At 39.5% G+C, this 15,696-nt stretch carries 16 protein-coding genes and 2 pseudogenes; 16 read left to right on the plus strand and 2 right to left on the minus strand.

The features are described 5' to 3' along the window. From ADF62_RS11255 to ADF62_RS06260, 3 genes and pseudogenes are all read left to right on the plus strand, one after another. Positions 1 to 199, plus strand: a pseudogene (locus tag ADF62_RS11255) (hypothetical protein); the annotation flags it as partial. Between the two features lie 78 nt (positions 200 to 277). Then, entirely contained in the window at positions 278 to 421 is a 144-nt protein-coding gene (locus ADF62_RS09890) for a hypothetical protein (RefSeq protein WP_225901374.1), read from the plus strand. 327 nt (positions 422 to 748) lie between these two features. Beyond that, positions 749 to 1,246 carry a sigma factor gene (locus ADF62_RS06260; protein ID WP_003095137.1) on the plus strand — a complete coding sequence of 166 codons (498 nt, stop codon included), beginning with the start codon at positions 749 to 751 and terminating at the stop codon, positions 1,244 to 1,246. 102 nt (positions 1,247 to 1,348) lie between these two features. Here the strand turns inward: ADF62_RS06260 and ADF62_RS06265 are convergent, their stop codons facing one another. Continuing rightward, on the minus strand, positions 1,349 to 2,191 hold the full coding sequence (locus tag ADF62_RS06265; RefSeq protein WP_003098186.1) for a mechanosensitive ion channel family protein: 843 nt from the start codon (positions 2,189 to 2,191) through the stop codon (positions 1,349 to 1,351). Positions 2,192 to 2,333: 142 nt separating this feature from the next. Between ADF62_RS06265 and tig the strand changes: the two genes are divergently transcribed. The 9 genes and pseudogenes from tig (at position 2,334) to ADF62_RS11900 (ending at position 10,168) form a co-directional block, all read left to right on the plus strand. Continuing rightward, a complete protein-coding gene (gene tig, locus ADF62_RS06270) occupies positions 2,334 to 3,617 on the plus strand; it encodes a trigger factor (RefSeq protein WP_003095183.1) in 1,284 nt (427 codons plus the stop codon). Between the two features lie 157 nt (positions 3,618 to 3,774). Then, the gene (rpoE, locus tag ADF62_RS06275) at positions 3,775 to 4,350 is read left to right on the plus strand and encodes a DNA-directed RNA polymerase subunit delta (RefSeq protein ID WP_003098181.1); all 576 of its coding nucleotides are present in this window, start codon (positions 3,775 to 3,777) and stop codon (positions 4,348 to 4,350) included. Between the two features lie 251 nt (positions 4,351 to 4,601). Continuing rightward, entirely contained in the window at positions 4,602 to 6,206 is a 1,605-nt protein-coding gene (locus ADF62_RS06280) for a CTP synthase (RefSeq protein WP_002885608.1), read from the plus strand. Positions 6,207 to 6,300: 94 nt separating this feature from the next. Beyond that, positions 6,301 to 6,771 carry a DUF3013 family protein gene (locus ADF62_RS06285; protein ID WP_003095052.1) on the plus strand — a complete coding sequence of 157 codons (471 nt, stop codon included), beginning with the start codon at positions 6,301 to 6,303 and terminating at the stop codon, positions 6,769 to 6,771. Between the two features lie 15 nt (positions 6,772 to 6,786). Beyond that, positions 6,787 to 7,233 carry an NUDIX hydrolase gene (locus ADF62_RS06290; RefSeq protein WP_003095049.1) on the plus strand — a complete coding sequence of 149 codons (447 nt, stop codon included), beginning with the start codon at positions 6,787 to 6,789 and terminating at the stop codon, positions 7,231 to 7,233. After that, positions 7,234 to 8,187, plus strand: a complete 954-nt coding sequence (gene prmA, locus ADF62_RS06295) for a 50S ribosomal protein L11 methyltransferase (protein ID WP_003095067.1) — start codon at positions 7,234 to 7,236, stop codon at positions 8,185 to 8,187. Continuing rightward, complete coding sequence (locus ADF62_RS06300; protein WP_003095083.1) at positions 8,188 to 8,931, plus strand: 16S rRNA (uracil(1498)-N(3))-methyltransferase; 744 nt, start codon at positions 8,188 to 8,190, stop codon at positions 8,929 to 8,931. It abuts the gene before it with no gap. A 334-nt stretch (positions 8,932 to 9,265) separates the two neighbouring features. Then, a pseudogene (locus ADF62_RS11895) lies at positions 9,266 to 9,712 on the plus strand (tRNA methyltransferase); the annotation flags it as partial. A gap of 63 nt (positions 9,713 to 9,775) precedes the next feature. Next, on the plus strand, positions 9,776 to 10,168 hold the full coding sequence (locus ADF62_RS11900) for an LPXTG cell wall anchor domain-containing protein (RefSeq protein ID WP_239665005.1): 393 nt from the start codon (positions 9,776 to 9,778) through the stop codon (positions 10,166 to 10,168). Between the two features lie 41 nt (positions 10,169 to 10,209). Here the strand turns inward: ADF62_RS11900 and nrdI are convergent, their stop codons facing one another. Then, positions 10,210 to 10,668 carry a class Ib ribonucleoside-diphosphate reductase assembly flavoprotein NrdI gene (nrdI, locus tag ADF62_RS06310; RefSeq protein WP_048788380.1) on the minus strand — a complete coding sequence of 153 codons (459 nt, stop codon included), beginning with the start codon at positions 10,666 to 10,668 and terminating at the stop codon, positions 10,210 to 10,212. 167 nt (positions 10,669 to 10,835) lie between these two features. Here nrdI and ADF62_RS06315 point away from each other — a divergent pair, with 167 nt between their 5' ends. The 4 genes from ADF62_RS06315 (at position 10,836) to ilvA (ending at position 15,580) form a co-directional block, all read left to right on the plus strand. Next, on the plus strand, positions 10,836 to 13,055 hold the full coding sequence (locus ADF62_RS06315) for a RelA/SpoT family protein (RefSeq protein WP_048788376.1): 2,220 nt from the start codon (positions 10,836 to 10,838) through the stop codon (positions 13,053 to 13,055). A gap of 12 nt (positions 13,056 to 13,067) precedes the next feature. After that, positions 13,068 to 13,511: a D-aminoacyl-tRNA deacylase gene (gene dtd / locus ADF62_RS06320; protein ID WP_048788377.1), complete on the plus strand. Its 444-nt coding sequence runs from the start codon at positions 13,068 to 13,070 to the stop codon at positions 13,509 to 13,511. 311 nt (positions 13,512 to 13,822) lie between these two features. Then, complete coding sequence (locus ADF62_RS11030; protein WP_048788378.1) at positions 13,823 to 14,023, plus strand: hypothetical protein; 201 nt, start codon at positions 13,823 to 13,825, stop codon at positions 14,021 to 14,023. 306 nt (positions 14,024 to 14,329) lie between these two features. Continuing rightward, positions 14,330 to 15,580, plus strand: coding sequence for a threonine ammonia-lyase IlvA (gene ilvA / locus ADF62_RS06330; protein WP_048788379.1), 1,251 nt, complete (start codon positions 14,330 to 14,332; stop codon positions 15,578 to 15,580). Positions 15,581 to 15,696: the final 116 nt, after the last annotated feature.

Genomic DNA, 15,696 nt, shown 5'->3' on the forward strand with positions numbered 1-15,696 from the left:
ATATGTAACTGTCTCCATATTTCCACAAGGACGATTCAAGATTGGGCTGCCATCTATAAAAAAATATGGGATTTTAGGATTCACAAAGAAAACAAAAAAACGTTCCTATTCAAAAGAATTTAAAATGGAACTTGTAGAAAAATGTATTAGTGGTGAGGCTTCATCTATTGATTTAGGTCATCAGTATGATATTTCTTAAGGACTTTTAAGAAAGTGGATTAGGATGTATAATGCCAATATAGAACTTAAGGATTACGCTCCAAAACGGGGGCTCTATATGGCAAAAGCAAGACGTAAAACCACTATTGATGAACGCAAAGAGATTGTCAACTATTATGCCATCAAAGACTATACTGTCAAGAGCGTCCACAAAGTAGATATGACTGTAAAACGCCTTTGGAAGTTAGAAGCGCTGTCTTAACATCAGAACATCCTTTGTCATACTCAATCGCTAAGAATAACAAAATTGAAAAGTACAAGTCTAAGTGGTCTGCATAACAAAACAGCCGTACATTTATTTTGTACGACTGACCTTCAAAAACAGACACTTTTTTAGATAGTTAACCTGTCTACTTGACAGGGGGCATATCATAGTGGGTGGTTTTGACTCTATCTCACTCATTCCTCTAATTGTTTTAGCCAAGTTATTTATAGTGACATATATGTCTCTATTTTATTTTTCTACATTCTTTTATAATAGGTCTGTAGTTATCTAATTACAAAATTTATATTTATTATTGGAGGTTCAATGGAACAAGAAGTTTTTGTTCACGCATATGAAACTGTAAGGCCGATTGTACTTAAGGCTTTTAGGCAATACTTTATTCAGCTTTGGGATCAAGCTGACATGGAGCAAGAGGCGATGATGACTTTGTATCAGCTTTTAAAAAAGTTTCCTGATTTAGAGAAAGATGATGATAAGTTACGTCGTTACTTTAAAACTAAGTTTAGGAATCGACTTAATGATGAAGTGAGGCGGCAGGAGTCAGTAAAACGTCAAGCTAATAGACAGTGCTATGTTGAAATCTCAGATATTGCTTTTTGTATTCCCAATAAGGAGCTAGATACGGTTGATAGACTTGCTTATGATGAGCAGCTTAATGCTTTTCGTGAGCAGTTATCATCGGAAGATTCTCTTAAGTTGGATCGATTGTTGGCTGGTGAATGCTTTAGGGGAAGGAAAAAGATGATACGAGAGTTAAGAGTTTGGATGGTTGACTTTGATCCATGTAATGAAGAAGACTGAGTTGAAATTATTCTCTAGTTTGTTTTATTCAATAGTTATGGACATTATTCGTATCAGTTAATTTGTTTATTATTAGTGACTCTTATTATAAGATGAGTTTGTTTATTTTACTTCTATTGTGTTTCCAGTAATTCTTGGAAGTTCAACCTTTTCTTTAAATATAGCTTCTTGGTAAAGTTTTAAGAAGTCTGCATAGATATGGACTTGTTGTCCATTTTTTGTAAAAATGTCAACACGAAAAACAAGTTGTCCGGAAGGTTTTGAAGTTAATCCGATGATATTTGGAGTCCCAATAATTTCAGGATAATTTTCAATGTTGTCTTTATTAACTTGTTGGATAATGCTTGTTACTTTATTGATATCGGTAGAAGTATAGACTGGGATGTCAATTTGAGCTCTCATATCTCCACGAGATTTATTGGAAACGATTTTGATATTACGATTAGGTATAAAATGGAGTGTTCCATCAAAGCCTCGAATCTGAGTAGTGCGGATACCCACAGTAGAAACAAGACCTGTAATGGCTTCTACCTCAACAGAATCACCAACTTCAAATTGATTTTCTAATAAGATGAAAAAACCATTAACGACGTCTGATAGGAAGCCTTGAGCTCCTAGACCAAGGGCAACACCGGCAAGTCCGGCTCCAGCTAGAAGGCTAGATACGGGAACACCCAAAATACTTAGAAGCCAGTATACAAGGAAAAAGTAAAGGATATAGTTCATGCAATTGTGCAGTAGGCGTTCAATAGTTTTTTTACGGGCGGATGTTTGAATGGTCCAGGATAGTGAACGTCCGACAGTATGTTTAAATAAAAAGTTGATAATCTTTTTACTAAGAAGAAAGATGATGAGGAGAATGAGAAGTTTAATCCCTTTCGAAATAAGTACCATTAGGCTTTCTTCGAAATTAAATTGCTGTATATACTTTTGTAAAATATTCATATCTCTAGTTTATCAAAATTTGTAAAAAGAAGCAGTCTCTAACGATTTTCTTGATATTAAATTGGAGAAAAAAACTTTCAAAAGGCTTTGAAATATGGTAAACTAAACTGTATCTATAAAAAATTTTAAGGAGAATGACTACATGTCTGTATCATTTGAAAACACAGCCACTAACCGTGGTGTGGTGACATTTACTATCGGTCAAGATAAAATTCAACCAGCTTTGGATCAAGCGTTTAACAAGGTTAAAAAGAATTTGAACGTACCAGGTTTCCGAAAAGGACACATGCCTCGTGCCGTATTTAACCAAAAATTTGGTGAAGAAGCTCTTTACGACGATGCTTTGAATGCAATTCTTCCATCAGCTTATGAAGCAGCGATTGCTGAACTTGATCTTGATGTTGTTGCACAACCAAAAATTGATGTAAAATCAATTGAAAAAGGTCAAGATTGGACACTTACTGCAGAAGTTGTTACAAAACCTGAAGTAAAACTTGGTGCATATAAAGATCTTGAAGTTTCAGTTGAAGCTTCTAAAGAAGTTACTGATGAAGAAGTTGATGCTAAGCTTGAAAACGAACGCAGAAACTTGGCTGAATTGGTCGTTAAAGAAGGTGCAGCTGAAAATGGCGACACTGTTGTTATCGACTTTGTTGGTTCAGTAGATGGTGTTGAATTTGACGGTGGTAAAGGTGAAAACCACTCTCTTGAACTTGGTTCAGGTCAATTTATCCCAGGATTCGAAGACCAATTGGTTGGAGCAAAAGCTGGTGATGAAGTAGAAGTTAAAGTTACTTTCCCAGAAGACTATCAAGCTTCTGACCTTGCAGGTAAAGCTGCTGTATTTGTTACTAAAGTTAACGAAGTTAAAGCTAAAGAAGTTCCTGCTCTTGATGATGAGTTGGCTAAGGATCTTGACGATGAAGTTGAAACTCTTGATGAGTTGAAAGCTAAATATCGTAAAGAACTTGAAGCAGCTAAAGAAATCGCATATGATGACGCTGTTGAAGGTGCTGCACTTGATTTGGCTGTTGAAAACGCTGAAATCGTTGAATTGCCAGCAGAAATGGTTGAAGACGAAGTTCACCGTGCTATGAACGAATTCATGGGTAACATGCAACGTCAAGGTATCTCTCCTGAAATGTACTTCCAAATCACTGGTACAACTCAAGAAGATCTTCACAAACAATATGAAGCTGACGCTGACAAACGTGTGAAAACTAACCTTGTTATCGAAGCTGTTGCTGCTGCTGAAGGATTCGACGCTACAGAAGAAGAAATCCAAAAAGAAATCAACGATCTTGCAGCTGAGTACAACATGGAAGTATCACAAGTTTCTGCACTTCTTTCACCTGAAATGCTTAAACACGATATCACTATGAAGAAAGCTGTTGAAGTTATCACAAGCACAGCAAAAGTTAAATAATATGACTAAAATCAAGTTTCTGTTGAGACTTGATTTTTTCTTCTATAAATGCTTTGACTATTGACTCTTTTTAGCGTAAAATAAAAGGTAGCGAAAAATTGATTGCTGAGCTATTTCTGATGGAAAGTAGCTTGAGTAAGAATGAAGGAGAACCACTTTGGAACTAGACGTATTTGCTGGACAAGAAAAAAGTGAATTATCAATGATTGAAGTGGCCCGTGCTATCTTAGAAACACGTGGTCGTGATAATGAAATGTATTTCAACGATTTAGTCAATGAAATTCAAAATTACTTAGAAAAATCGGATGCTGATATCCGTAGTGCTTTGCCATTCTTTTATTCAGATTTGAATACGGATGGAAGTTTCATTCCACTAGGTGATAACAAATGGGGCTTGCGTTCATGGTACGCAATTGATGAAATCGATGAAGAGGTCATCACATTGGAAGATACTGATGAAAATGCACCAAAACGTAAGAATAAGAAAGTTAATGCCTTCATGGATGGTGATGAAGATGCTATCGATTATAATGATGATGATCCAGAAGATGAAAACTTCACACCTGATTCTGATAGTCTTGAATATGACGACGATAGCGAAGATGATGAGAAAGCCGAAGTGGAATCTTATGACTCTGAGTTGAATGAAATTATTCCAGATGACGATTTGGATGATGTTGAGTTGTCAGAAGAAGATGATGATGATGACTATGAGGATGAGTCAAACGACTAAGTTTTTATTGACAAATGGTCTTGGATAGTTTAGACTATTTATCGGGCACCTCTTTTGAAGAGGTCGTGATTAAGGCTCCCAGAGTAAAACTCTTGGGGGTCATTTTTGTTTTTAGTCATTTACTGGTTTTGTTGATATTGAGTTACTGAATAGTACTCATGTTGGGCATTGGTAAAGGATTATTTTGATTATTGAATACGGTAATCAATTTGCTATTTTTTATGGTTTTACATTATATTAAAGGAGTTAATATGACAAAATATATTTTCGTCACTGGTGGTGTGGTATCTTCAATTGGTAAAGGGATTGTAGCTGCGAGTCTTGGACGTTTGCTTAAGAACCGTGGTCTTAAGGTAACGATTCAAAAATTCGATCCTTACATCAATATTGATCCAGGGACAATGAGTCCTTACCAACATGGTGAAGTTTATGTCACTGATGATGGTGCTGAAACTGACCTTGACCTTGGTCACTACGAGCGTTTTATTGATATCAATCTTAATAAATACTCTAACGTTACTACTGGTAAGATTTATAGTGAGGTGTTGCGTAAGGAACGTAAAGGTGAGTATCTAGGTGCGACTGTTCAGGTAATTCCTCATATCACAGATGCTTTGAAAGACAAGATTAAGCGTGCAGCGACAACGACTGATTCAGATGTCATTATCACTGAAGTTGGTGGTACGGTTGGTGATATTGAAAGTCTTCCATTCCTTGAAGCGCTTCGTCAAATGAAGGCTGATGTGGGTTCTGACAATGTTATGTATATCCACACAACGCTTCTTCCTTATTTGAAGGCTGCTGGTGAAATGAAGACAAAGCCAACGCAACACTCTGTTAAGGAATTGCGTGGTTTGGGTATCCAACCAAATATGTTGGTTATTCGTACAGAACAACCTGCTGGTCAAGGAATCAAGAATAAATTGGCTCAGTTCTGTGATGTTGCACCTGAGGCTGTTATCGAATCACTCGACGTGGAACATATCTATCAAGTGCCACTTAATATGCAGGCTCAAGGTATGGATCAAATCGTTTGTGATCATTTGAAACTGGATGCTCCAGCTGCAGATATGACAGAGTGGTCTGCTATGGTTGATAAGGTACTTAATCTTAAGAAGACAACTAAGATTGCTCTTGTCGGTAAGTATGTGGAGCTTCACGATGCTTACTTGTCAGTGGTTGAGGCACTTAAACACTCTGGTTTGGCAAATGATACTGCCATTGATATTGACTGGGTCAATGCTAATGATTTGACTGCTGAAAATGTTGCTTCTCGTTTGGCTGACGCTGATGGTATCATCGTTCCTGGTGGTTTCGGTCAACGTGGTACTGAAGGTAAGATTCAAGCTATTCGTTATGCACGTGAAAATGATGTGCCAATGTTAGGTGTCTGTCTCGGTATGCAATTGACATGTATTGAGTTTGCTCGTCATGTCCTTCACTTGGATGGCGCTAATTCAGCTGAGCTTGATCCAAACACAAAATATCCAATTATCGATATTATGCGTGATCAAATTGACATTGAAGACATGGGTGGTACTCTTCGTCTCGGTCTTTACCCATGTAAGTTGAAACCAGGTTCTAAGGCTGCTGCAGCTTATGGCAACCAAGAAGTTGTTCAACGTCGTCACCGTCACCGTTATGAATTTAATACTAAGTTCCGTGAACAGTTTGAGGCTGAGGGCTTTGTATTCTCAGGTGTGTCACCAGATAATCGTTTGATGGAAGTTGTAGAACTCCCAGACAAGAAATTCTTTGTGGCAGCTCAATACCACCCAGAATACCATAGCCGTCCAAACCATGCTGAAGAACTTTACACTGCCTTTGTGACAGCAGCGGTTGAAAATGCTAAATAATAAACTAGGACAGAGTGGGACAGCCTACTCTGTTTTTTATTGGCTCCTTTTATGCTAAAATAAAGGGAATAATAAGAAAGAACGAGGAAAACAAATGGCTAAATTCGGCTTTTTGTCAGTATTAGAAGAAGAATTGGATAAGCACCTGGACTATGATTTCGCTATGGACTGGGATAAAAAGAATCACGCTGTAGAAGTAACGTTTATACTAGAAGCACAAAACAGTAGCAATGTGGAGACTATTGATGATAAGGGTGAAGTGTCTGATGAAGATGTCATTTTTGAGGACTACGTGCTCTTTTACAATCCAGCAAAATCGCGTTTTGATGAAGAGGACTACCTAGTGACAATCCCATATGAACCTAAGAAAGGTCTATCCCGTGAGTTTTTAGCTTATTTTGCAGAAACCCTAAATGAGGTAGCAACAGAAGGCTTGAGTGACTTGATGGATTTTCTATCTGATGATGGACCTGAGGAATTTGGTTTGGCTTGGGACAAAGATGCATTTGAAAAAGGGAAAGCTCAACTTGAAGAGAAGGAATTTTTTGCTTATCCAAGGTATTAAAGGGAGCGAAAAGGGATGGATGCTTATTTAAAAGATCAATTTGATTTTACAGGTGTTAAGGCTGCCTTACTCGTAGAGCAAAGTATTTTGGTCATTCTCAGAGATAATAAACCAGATATTCCTTGGCCCAATATGTGGGAGTTGCCAGGTGGTGGAAGAGAAGGTCAAGAAACGCCTCTTGAATGTCTTCAACGTGAGGTCTGGGAGGAGCTGGGATTGACTTTGACAGAGGAATCGATTATTTGGTCGAAAATCTATCCTAGTATGTTGGATAAAGATAGGTCAGCTGTCTTTGTGGTTGGCCGAATTAGCCAAGAGCAGTATCGTGAGATTCGTTTTGGTGACGAGGGACAGGCATTTAAGCTAATGCCTGTAGAGGATTTTATAAAAGTAGAAGGTGTCATTCCCCAGTTGCAGGAACGCTTTAAAGACTATTTAGTAGGAAAGGAAACGGAGAATTAAATGGACAAATGGCAAGAATTAACGATTGAGGTTAATCGTGAGGTCGAAGAGGCGGCTTCTAATATTTTAATTGAATCTGGTAGTCAAGGTGTGGCTATTGATGATAGTGCAGATTATTTGGAAAATGCGGACCGTTTTGGGGAACTTTATCCTGAGGTTGAGCAGGTTGAGACAGTTAAAATTACGGCTTATTATCCGGAATCAGTAGATATCGAGGCCATTACTAAGCAGGTTAATGAGCGTTTGGCTGAGTTGACGGATTTTGGTCTTGAAACGGGAGATATTCACTTGGCTACTCAAGAATTGGTTGAAGAAGATTGGGCTGAGAATTGGAAAAAATACTATGAACCAGCACGAATTACTCATGATTTAACCATTGTACCGTCATGGACAGATTATGAGGCATCAGTGGGTGAGAAGATTATCAAGCTAGATCCTGGCATGGCCTTTGGAACAGGGACACATCCAACGACTAAGATGAGCCTTTTTGCACTCGAACAGGTGCTTCGTGGTGGCGAGACTGTGATTGATGTGGGAACTGGATCGGGTGTCCTCTCGATTGCTAGCTCTCTTCTGGGAGCTAAGGAAATCTATGCCTATGACCTTGACGACGTAGCAGTTCGAGTGGCACAGGAAAACATTGATATGAATCCTAGCATGGAAAATATCCACGTTGCTACGGGAGATCTTTTGAAGGGTGTGACTCAAGAATCTGATGTTATCGTGGCTAATATTTTGGCGGACATTCTCATTCATCTGACGGAAGATGCCTACCGTTTGGTTAAGGACGAAGGTTATTTGATTATGTCAGGGATTATCTCTGAAAAATGGGATATGGTGCGTACATCGGCTGAGAAAGCAGGTTTCTTCCTAGAAACTCACATGGTTCAGGGAGAGTGGAATGCTTGTGTCTTCAAGAAGACAGATGATATTTCAGGTGTGATTGGAGGCTAAATGCAACAATATTTTATAAAGGGGCAGATGGAAAATCCAGTAATCATCAAAGACAAGGATACTGTGAAGCATATGTTTAACGTTATGCGTTTAGCAGAGGATGATCAGGTTGTCTTGGTTTTTGAAGACGGTATCAAGTATCTTGCACGTGTGACTGACCGTGAGAATCATGTCTTGGAAGTGATTGAAGTTTTAAATGAGAATGTTGAGATGCCTGTATCTGTAACCATTGCTTCTGGTTTTCCCAAGGGAGACAAGTTGGAGCTGGTGACACAAAAGGCAACAGAGCTTGGAGCTCAGGCTATTTGGGGCTTCCCTGCCGACTGGTCTGTGGTTAAGTGGGATGGTAAGAAGCTTGCCAAGAAGGAAGATAAGCTTGACAAAATTGCTCTAGGAGCTGCAGAACAATCCAAGCGTAATCGTGTTCCAGAAGTCAGATTGTTCGAGAAGAAGGGAGAATTTCTATCAGAATTAGATAATTTTGATAAGATTTTTATCGCCTATGAGGAAACAGCCAAAGCAGGCGAGTTGGCTACTCTAGCTCGTGAGTTGGCTCATGTAGAGAGTGGTCAGAAAATTCTCTTTATCTTTGGACCAGAAGGTGGTATTTCTCCGTCTGAGATTGATGCATTTGAAGAAGCTGGTGGCGTTAAGGTTGGCCTTGGACCGCGTATTATGCGGACGGAAACAGCTCCCCTCTACGCTTTGAGCAGTGTGAGTTATGCCCTAGAATTGAATAACTAAGAGAAAGTTGGCTTTGTTCCAACTTTTTTGTATTTGACACTTTTAGGCTGAGGTTTGATCTTGGCTTTTCTTTTGCATGAAAAATTGAGCATTTTTAAAAAAGTTTATACTCTTATTTAGATTAAATATAATTGTATTATCTTTATAAAAGTGGAAGATTTTTAATGAAAACGAATCGTTATGTGATTCAATCTGCTGTGGTTTTGGGACTTGTTGCTCTCTTGACTGTACCACAAGTTGTAGGGGATGTTGATGAGGAAAGGCACCAGTAGTAACGACCTCTACTGAAACTGTTACAGAGCCCGCTCATGAGGAGCAGACAGTTGATATGTAGATTTTGTCAACAACAGACCTTCATACCAACTTGGTTAACTATGACTATTATCAAGATAAGCCGTCTCAAACCGTTGGTCTGTCTAAAACTGATGTCCTTATCAAAAAAGCCCGTGAAACCAATCCCAATACGGTCTTGGTGGACAGTGGGGATACGATTCAGGGAATTATTTTTGGAGCTTATAAGGCCTTGATTGATCCTGTTGCCCAAGGTGAGACTCACCCTATGTACAAGGCTTTTGAGATGCTTGGTTACGATGCTGAAACGCTTGGAAACCACGAGTTTAACTATGGTCTAGAATTTTTGGATCATATGGTTAAGGCTGCTAAGATTAACATTATCAATGTCAATGTGCGTAATGCTCAGACTGGTGATTACTATTACAATCCTTATAAGATTGTCAACAAGACCTTTACTGATACGGACGGCAAATGGAAAGTTGTCAATAGTAAGGCCAAGCTTGAAAAAAATGATACTAAGTCAGATATTGCGGATAAAGATCTAATTGATATGGCTGCTTATGACCATAATGGACCATCAACACAAGCAGGATTTGCAGAGTACCGTTTGAGTGTTAAGGAAAAAGCAAATCAAGTTGATGATACGACTAATAAAGAATCTGAGAAGTCACCAAAAGGTGTTGAGACGACGGACCAATCTAAGCGTGAGATATCAAAAGCTACTGTAGTTGCCAGCGTGGCTAAACCTGCCCCAGCTAGCCAGTTGTCAAACGCTCAAGTCGTTATCTTGCCTCAAGCTCAAGTACAAGAAACTCAAGGTTTAAGTTCAGTTAAGGCCTTGCCAAACACTGGTTCAGATGAATCTGTGTCAGTAACTTTAGCTGGTCTGATTCTTATGACCTTGGCTAGATGCTTTGGAATCAAAAAACACGAAAAAAATTAAGCAAAGGAAAAAGCCCCTATCAGGGCTTTTTTGCTCTAGTTTTAGCGTTGGTTAAAGTTCTTTTGTGCTTCTAGGATAATAGGTGCCAGACGTTCGATATCGGACTGTGTACCGCGTAGCTCGAAGTCTCCCAACATTGGAAAGCCAAAACGTTGACTGTACTGTTTGGCGGTTAGGCAGTACTGGTTATTGAAGTTACGGTTGCCAGAACCGATGATACCAAAGCAACGTTTGTGATTGCCATGGGCTGCGATAAAGTCACCCAGTGGATTGGTTAGGATTTCAACATCTCCATTGTCAACGCCATTTCCTCCTTCAAGGTAGGTTGGCAAGAGTGCGACAAAGGGTTCATCTACTTGGAAGGTTTCATGATTAAGCTCTTTAATATTGATTTGGCGACATTCAATCCCGTGGTTGAGGGATAAATAGTCAGACATACGTTTGACAAAGCTTTGGGTATTACCGCTTAGACTAATATAAACGAGGGTAAGTTGAGACATAAGCATCCTCTTTCTATCTATATCTTGTGTTTGCTCAATCATTCTAACACAAGATGTTGTGCTTTTCAAGTTGGCTCCTTGCGCTTAAGAATTGCCTATCTAGCTCTTTTTCTTTACTTGTAAAAGTGATAAAATAAAGGTTATTAAAAGAAGCGAAGGAAGAAATCATGGCTAAAGATAAAAATGTAACAGGAGAAGAAATTTTAGACATTTGCTCGGCCTACATGTCAGCAGATGATTTGAAATTAGTTGAAGAAGCCTGGCATTATGCGACAGATGCTCATAGTGGGCAATTTCGTCAGTCAGGAGAACCTTATATTATTCACCCTATTCAAGTGGCAGGTATCTTGGCAGATCTCCATCTTGATGCAGTGACAGTAGCCTGTGGTTTCTTACACGATGTCGTTGAAGACACCGAAAAAACGCTCGATGATTTGGAAGCGGATTTTGGTACGGATGTACGAAATATCGTGGACGGTGTTACTAAGCTTGGTAAGGTTGAGTACAAGTCTCACGAGGAGCAGTTGGCTGAAAATCACCGTAAGATGCTTATGGCTATGTCTAAGGATATCCGTGTCATCTTGGTTAAATTGGCCGATCGTTTGCACAATATGCGTACCCTTAAGCATCTTCGTAAGGATAAGCAAGAGCGCATTTCTCGCGAAACTATGGAAATCTATGCTCCTTTGGCCCACCGTTTAGGTATTAGTCGTATCAAATGGGAATTGGAAGACATGTCCTTCCGTTACCTTAACGAGGTAGAATTTTATAAGATTTCCCACATGATGAAGGAAAAGCGTCGCGAGCGTGAGGCACTTGTGGACGAGATTGTCGATAAAATTAAGACCTATACAGCTGAACAAGGGCTTGTCGGTGATGTTTATGGTCGTCCAAAACACATCTACTCTATTTTTCGTAAGATGCGTGACAAGAAGAAACGATTTGATCAGATTTATGATTTAATTGCTATTCGTTGTGTTATGGAGACGCATAGTGACGTTTATGCCATGTTGGGATACATCCATGAGCTCTGGCGTCCGATGCCTGGTCGTTTCAAAGACTATATTGCCAATCCTAAATCCAATGGTTATCAGTCTATCCATACGACGGTTTATGGACCCAAAGGACCTATTGAAATCCAAATCCGTACTAAGGAGATGCACCAAGTTGCCGAATACGGGGTTGCAGCTCACTGGGCTTACAAGAAAGGCATCAAGAGCAAGGTAGATTCGAAAGAGTCTGCTTTGGGAATGAATTGGATTAAGGATCTTGTGGAACTCCAAGATGCCTCGAACGGGGATGCTAAGGGATTTGTTGACTCTGTAAAAGAAGATATCTTCTCAGAGCGAATTTATGTCTTTACACCAAATGGTGCTGTTCAGGAATTGCCTAAAGATTCAGGTCCTATTGACTTTGCCTATGCCATCCATACCCAAGTCGGTGAGAAGGCCACAGGTGCCAAGGTTAATGGTCGTATGGTGCCTCTGACTGCCAAACTCAAGACGGGTGATGTGGTTGAGATTGTCACCAATGCCAATTCCTTTGGTCCTAGTCGTGACTGGATTAAGATGGTCAAAACTACTAAGGCCAGAAATAAAATTCGTCAATTCTTTAAGAATCAAGACAAGGAAGCTTCAATCACCAAGGGTCGTGAGCTTTTGATTGCCTATTTCCAAGAGCATGGCTATATTGCCAATAAGTACCTAGACAAGAAACATATAGAGAAGATCCTTCCTCGTATGAGTGTGCGTAGTGAGGAAGCTCTTTATGCTGCTGTTGGCTTTGGCGAAATTAGTGCTGCTGCTGTTTTCAATCGTCTGACAGAAAAAGAACGCCGTGAGGAAGAGCGTGCTAAGGCAAAAGCTGAAGCTGAAGAGTTAATGAATGGTGGCGAGGTCAAGACTGAGAAGAAAGAAGTTCTTAAGGTTAAGAGTGAAAATGGAGTCATCATTCAAGGTGCCTCTGGTCTCCTAATGCGTATTGCTAAGTGCTGTAATCCAGTACCTGGAGATGAGATTGAAGGTTACATCACCAAGGGTCGTGGTATCGCTATTCATCGCTCAGATTGTAATAATATCAAGAGTCAAGAAGGTTATGAGCAACGTCTAATCGAAGTGGAGTGGGATGAACGTAATGCCAATAAATCTTACTTAGCTGAGATTGACATCTATGGCCTTAACCGTTCTGGTCTTTTGAACGATGTTCTTCAAATCTTGTCCAATACAACCAAGAGCATCGCTACGGTTAATGCGCAACCGACTAAGGACATGAAGTTTGCCAATATTCACGTTAGCTTTGAAATTGCAAACCTTATTGAATTGACTGGCCTTGTGGATAAGATTAAAATTATCCCTGACGTTTACAGTGTTAAACGTACGAATGGTTAAGGAGTTACTGCGATGAAGATTGTAATTCAGCGCGTGCAAAGTGCCTCTGTGGTTATTGAGGATTCTACGGTTGGTGCTATCAAGCAGGGCCTCTTACTCTTGGTCGGAGTTGGTCCAGAGGACACCAAAGAGGATCTAGAGTATGCAGTTCGTAAGATTGTCAATATGCGTATTTTTTCAGATGAAGATGGCAAGATGAATCTCTCTGTTAAGGATATTGGTGGTCAGATTTTGTCGGTTTCTCAGTTTACGCTTTTTGCAGATACGAAAAAAGGAAATCGACCGGCATTTACGGGTGCTGCAAAGCCTGACGTGGCTAGCCAGTTCTATGACGATTTCAACCAATCCTTGTCAGGTCATGTTCCTGTAGAAAGGGGACGCTTTGGTGCAGATATGCAGGTTAGCCTGATCAATGATGGACCTGTTACCGTTATCTTGGATACTAAAAATAGATAAATAAATCATTTCTCACTTTGTGTGGGAGATGTTTTTTTATTCTCATCAAATTTAGTATTTTAGGAGCTGAAATGTCATCATTTACTGCTTATTTTTGTCATTTTATATAGAATTAGATAACTGAATATCTAATGAAATTAGAAAATATACTTCTCAAATTTCTGAAAAACCTTACCATTCAGGATGAAAAAATTACTATTTACAAGGATTTCCGGTTTTATGAAACTAAAAAATAACTCGAGTTTACAGCATGCAAATACAAATAGTGATAAACTGAAGCGGGACGTCATTCGACATCAGAAACGAAGACGATGACTGTCAACTTGACACTTCAACATGCTTCAGAAATCATCGGTCAAGATAATGTTGACATCACGTTGGCAGCAGGTGCTTCAGCTAAGGTTTCAAACTTGATAGTAGCGTCAGGATGGTTGACAAACAATACAGGTTACTTGGTAACAATCAGTGTCAACGACAAATCAGGTGCAGTCTTGTCTATTGAGAAGGATTGAAACGTATTCCCACGTTACGGTATCGTAGCAGGTTCACCAACTGATCAAAACAGTATCCTTGTTAAAAATCTTAAGGCTACATTGCTAAAACAGCAAAATCTCATAAGTGGGGAGAACATATTGTTGCTATCCTTATAGTCCTAGCAGATGCGACAGTTCTTCGTCATTTCTTGATGTCAAAAAAGAATAATAAATAATAGGTAAAACTCTTTATATGAACAAGGAGTTTTCTTTTGATAGACTGCTATTTTTCTGAAAATTGTGATACAATAGAAATAGTTTGAATATTGTGTCAAAGGAGAGCCAATGATTACTGCAAATGATATCGTAAAGGCTAATGAAGTCTTAAAAAACGTGGTGGAACGCACACCACTAGATTTTGATCGCTACTTATCTGAAAAATATGGAGCGACTATTTATATTAAAAAAGAAAATATGCAAAAGGTACGTTCTTTCAAATTGCGTGGAGCCTACTATGCTATCCATCAATTGAGTGACGAGGATAAGGCGCGTGGTGTGGTTTGTGCATCAGCCGGAAACCATGCTCAAGGGGTTGCTTATACTTGTAATGAAATGAAGATTCCTGCAACTATCTTTATGCCAGTAACAACGCCTCACCAAAAAATTGGTCAAGTCCGTTTCTTTGGTGGTAAGTTTGTAACAATCAAATTGGTTGGAGATACCTTTGATGCTTCTGCTCAAGCAGCACAGGAATATACCAAGTCTGAAGGCATGACTTTCATTGATCCGTTCGACGATTATAATGTCCAAGCGGGTCAAGGAACTGTTGCTTATGAAATTTATGAGCAGGCTCAAGAGGAAGGTGTTTCTTTTGATAGTATCTTAGTGCCGGTAGGTGGGGGTGGACTCATCTCTGGTGTGGCTACCTATATCAAGGATGTGGCACCCTCTATAGAGGTTGTAGGTGTTGAGGCTAGTGGTGCTCGTAGTATGCGTGCTGCTTTTGACCGTGGTTATCCTGTAAAACTTGAAGAAATTGATAAGTTTGCGGACGGGATTGCTGTCCAAAAGGTAGGTGCAAAAACCTACGAAGTCGCTCGTAAATATGTTGACCGCCTCTTGGGAGTTGATGAAGGCTTGATTTCAGAAACCCTAATTGATATGTACTCTAAGGTTGGTACCATTGCAGAACCCGCAGGGGCAGCATCAGTAGCAGCTTTGGAAGTGATTAAAGATGAGATTAAAGGAAAAACCATCGTCTGTATTATTTCAGGTGGTAACAATGATATCAACCGTATGCCAGAGATGGAAGAACGTGCGCTTATCTACGATGGTATCAAGCATTACTTTGTTGTTAACTTCCCACAACGTCCTGGTGCCCTTCGTGAATTTGTAAATGATATCTTGGGACCAAATGATGATATCACTCGTTTTGAGTACATCAAACGTGCTAATAAAGGAAAAGGCCCAGTTCTCATTGGTATCGCTCTTAGTGATAAGAATGACTATGATGGACTTCTCGAGCGTCTTTCAGCCTTTGACCCAAGTTATATCAACCTTCACGGTAACGAAACACTATACAATATGCTTGTCTGAGGACAGGTTCAGATAATGAAAAAAGAATCGACGAAAGTCGGTTTTTTGTTTTTATTATGTGACTTTAAGTCCGTTTCGCTCCGAAGGTGCGAAACAGATAAACCACCCGCTATGCG

This window comes from Streptococcus sp. 1004_SSPC, from assembly GCF_001069025.1.
GTDB classification, from domain to species: Bacteria; Bacillota; Bacilli; order Lactobacillales; family Streptococcaceae; genus Streptococcus; species Streptococcus vestibularis.

Excerpts from the sequence above, each read along its gene's own strand:
- ADF62_RS06285 (WP_003095052.1), top strand. The coding sequence starts at position 6,301 with ATGGCTAAATTCGGCTTTTTGTCAGTATTAGAAGAAGAATTGGATAAG.
- ilvA (WP_048788379.1), top strand. The coding sequence starts at position 14,330 with ATGATTACTGCAAATGATATCGTAAAGGCTAATGAAGTCTTAAAAAAC.
- ADF62_RS06315 (WP_048788376.1), top strand. The coding sequence starts at position 10,836 with ATGGCTAAAGATAAAAATGTAACAGGAGAAGAAATTTTAGACATTTGC.
- ADF62_RS11900 (WP_239665005.1), top strand. The coding sequence starts at position 9,776 with ATGGCTGCTTATGACCATAATGGACCATCAACACAAGCAGGATTTGCA.
- tig (WP_003095183.1), top strand. The coding sequence starts at position 2,334 with ATGTCTGTATCATTTGAAAACACAGCCACTAACCGTGGTGTGGTGACA.
- ADF62_RS06280 (WP_002885608.1), top strand. The coding sequence starts at position 4,602 with ATGACAAAATATATTTTCGTCACTGGTGGTGTGGTATCTTCAATTGGT.
- ADF62_RS06260 (WP_003095137.1), top strand. The coding sequence starts at position 749 with ATGGAACAAGAAGTTTTTGTTCACGCATATGAAACTGTAAGGCCGATT.
- ADF62_RS09890 (WP_225901374.1), top strand. The coding sequence starts at position 278 with ATGGCAAAAGCAAGACGTAAAACCACTATTGATGAACGCAAAGAGATT.
- dtd (WP_048788377.1), top strand. The coding sequence starts at position 13,068 with ATGAAGATTGTAATTCAGCGCGTGCAAAGTGCCTCTGTGGTTATTGAG.
- ADF62_RS06300 (WP_003095083.1), top strand. The coding sequence starts at position 8,188 with ATGCAACAATATTTTATAAAGGGGCAGATGGAAAATCCAGTAATCATC.
- ADF62_RS11030 (WP_048788378.1), top strand. The coding sequence starts at position 13,823 with ATGACTGTCAACTTGACACTTCAACATGCTTCAGAAATCATCGGTCAA.
- prmA (WP_003095067.1), top strand. The coding sequence starts at position 7,234 with ATGGACAAATGGCAAGAATTAACGATTGAGGTTAATCGTGAGGTCGAA.
- nrdI (WP_048788380.1), bottom strand. The coding sequence starts at position 10,668 with ATGTCTCAACTTACCCTCGTTTATATTAGTCTAAGCGGTAATACCCAA.
- ADF62_RS06265 (WP_003098186.1), bottom strand. The coding sequence starts at position 2,191 with ATGAATATTTTACAAAAGTATATACAGCAATTTAATTTCGAAGAAAGC.
- ADF62_RS06290 (WP_003095049.1), top strand. The coding sequence starts at position 6,787 with ATGGATGCTTATTTAAAAGATCAATTTGATTTTACAGGTGTTAAGGCT.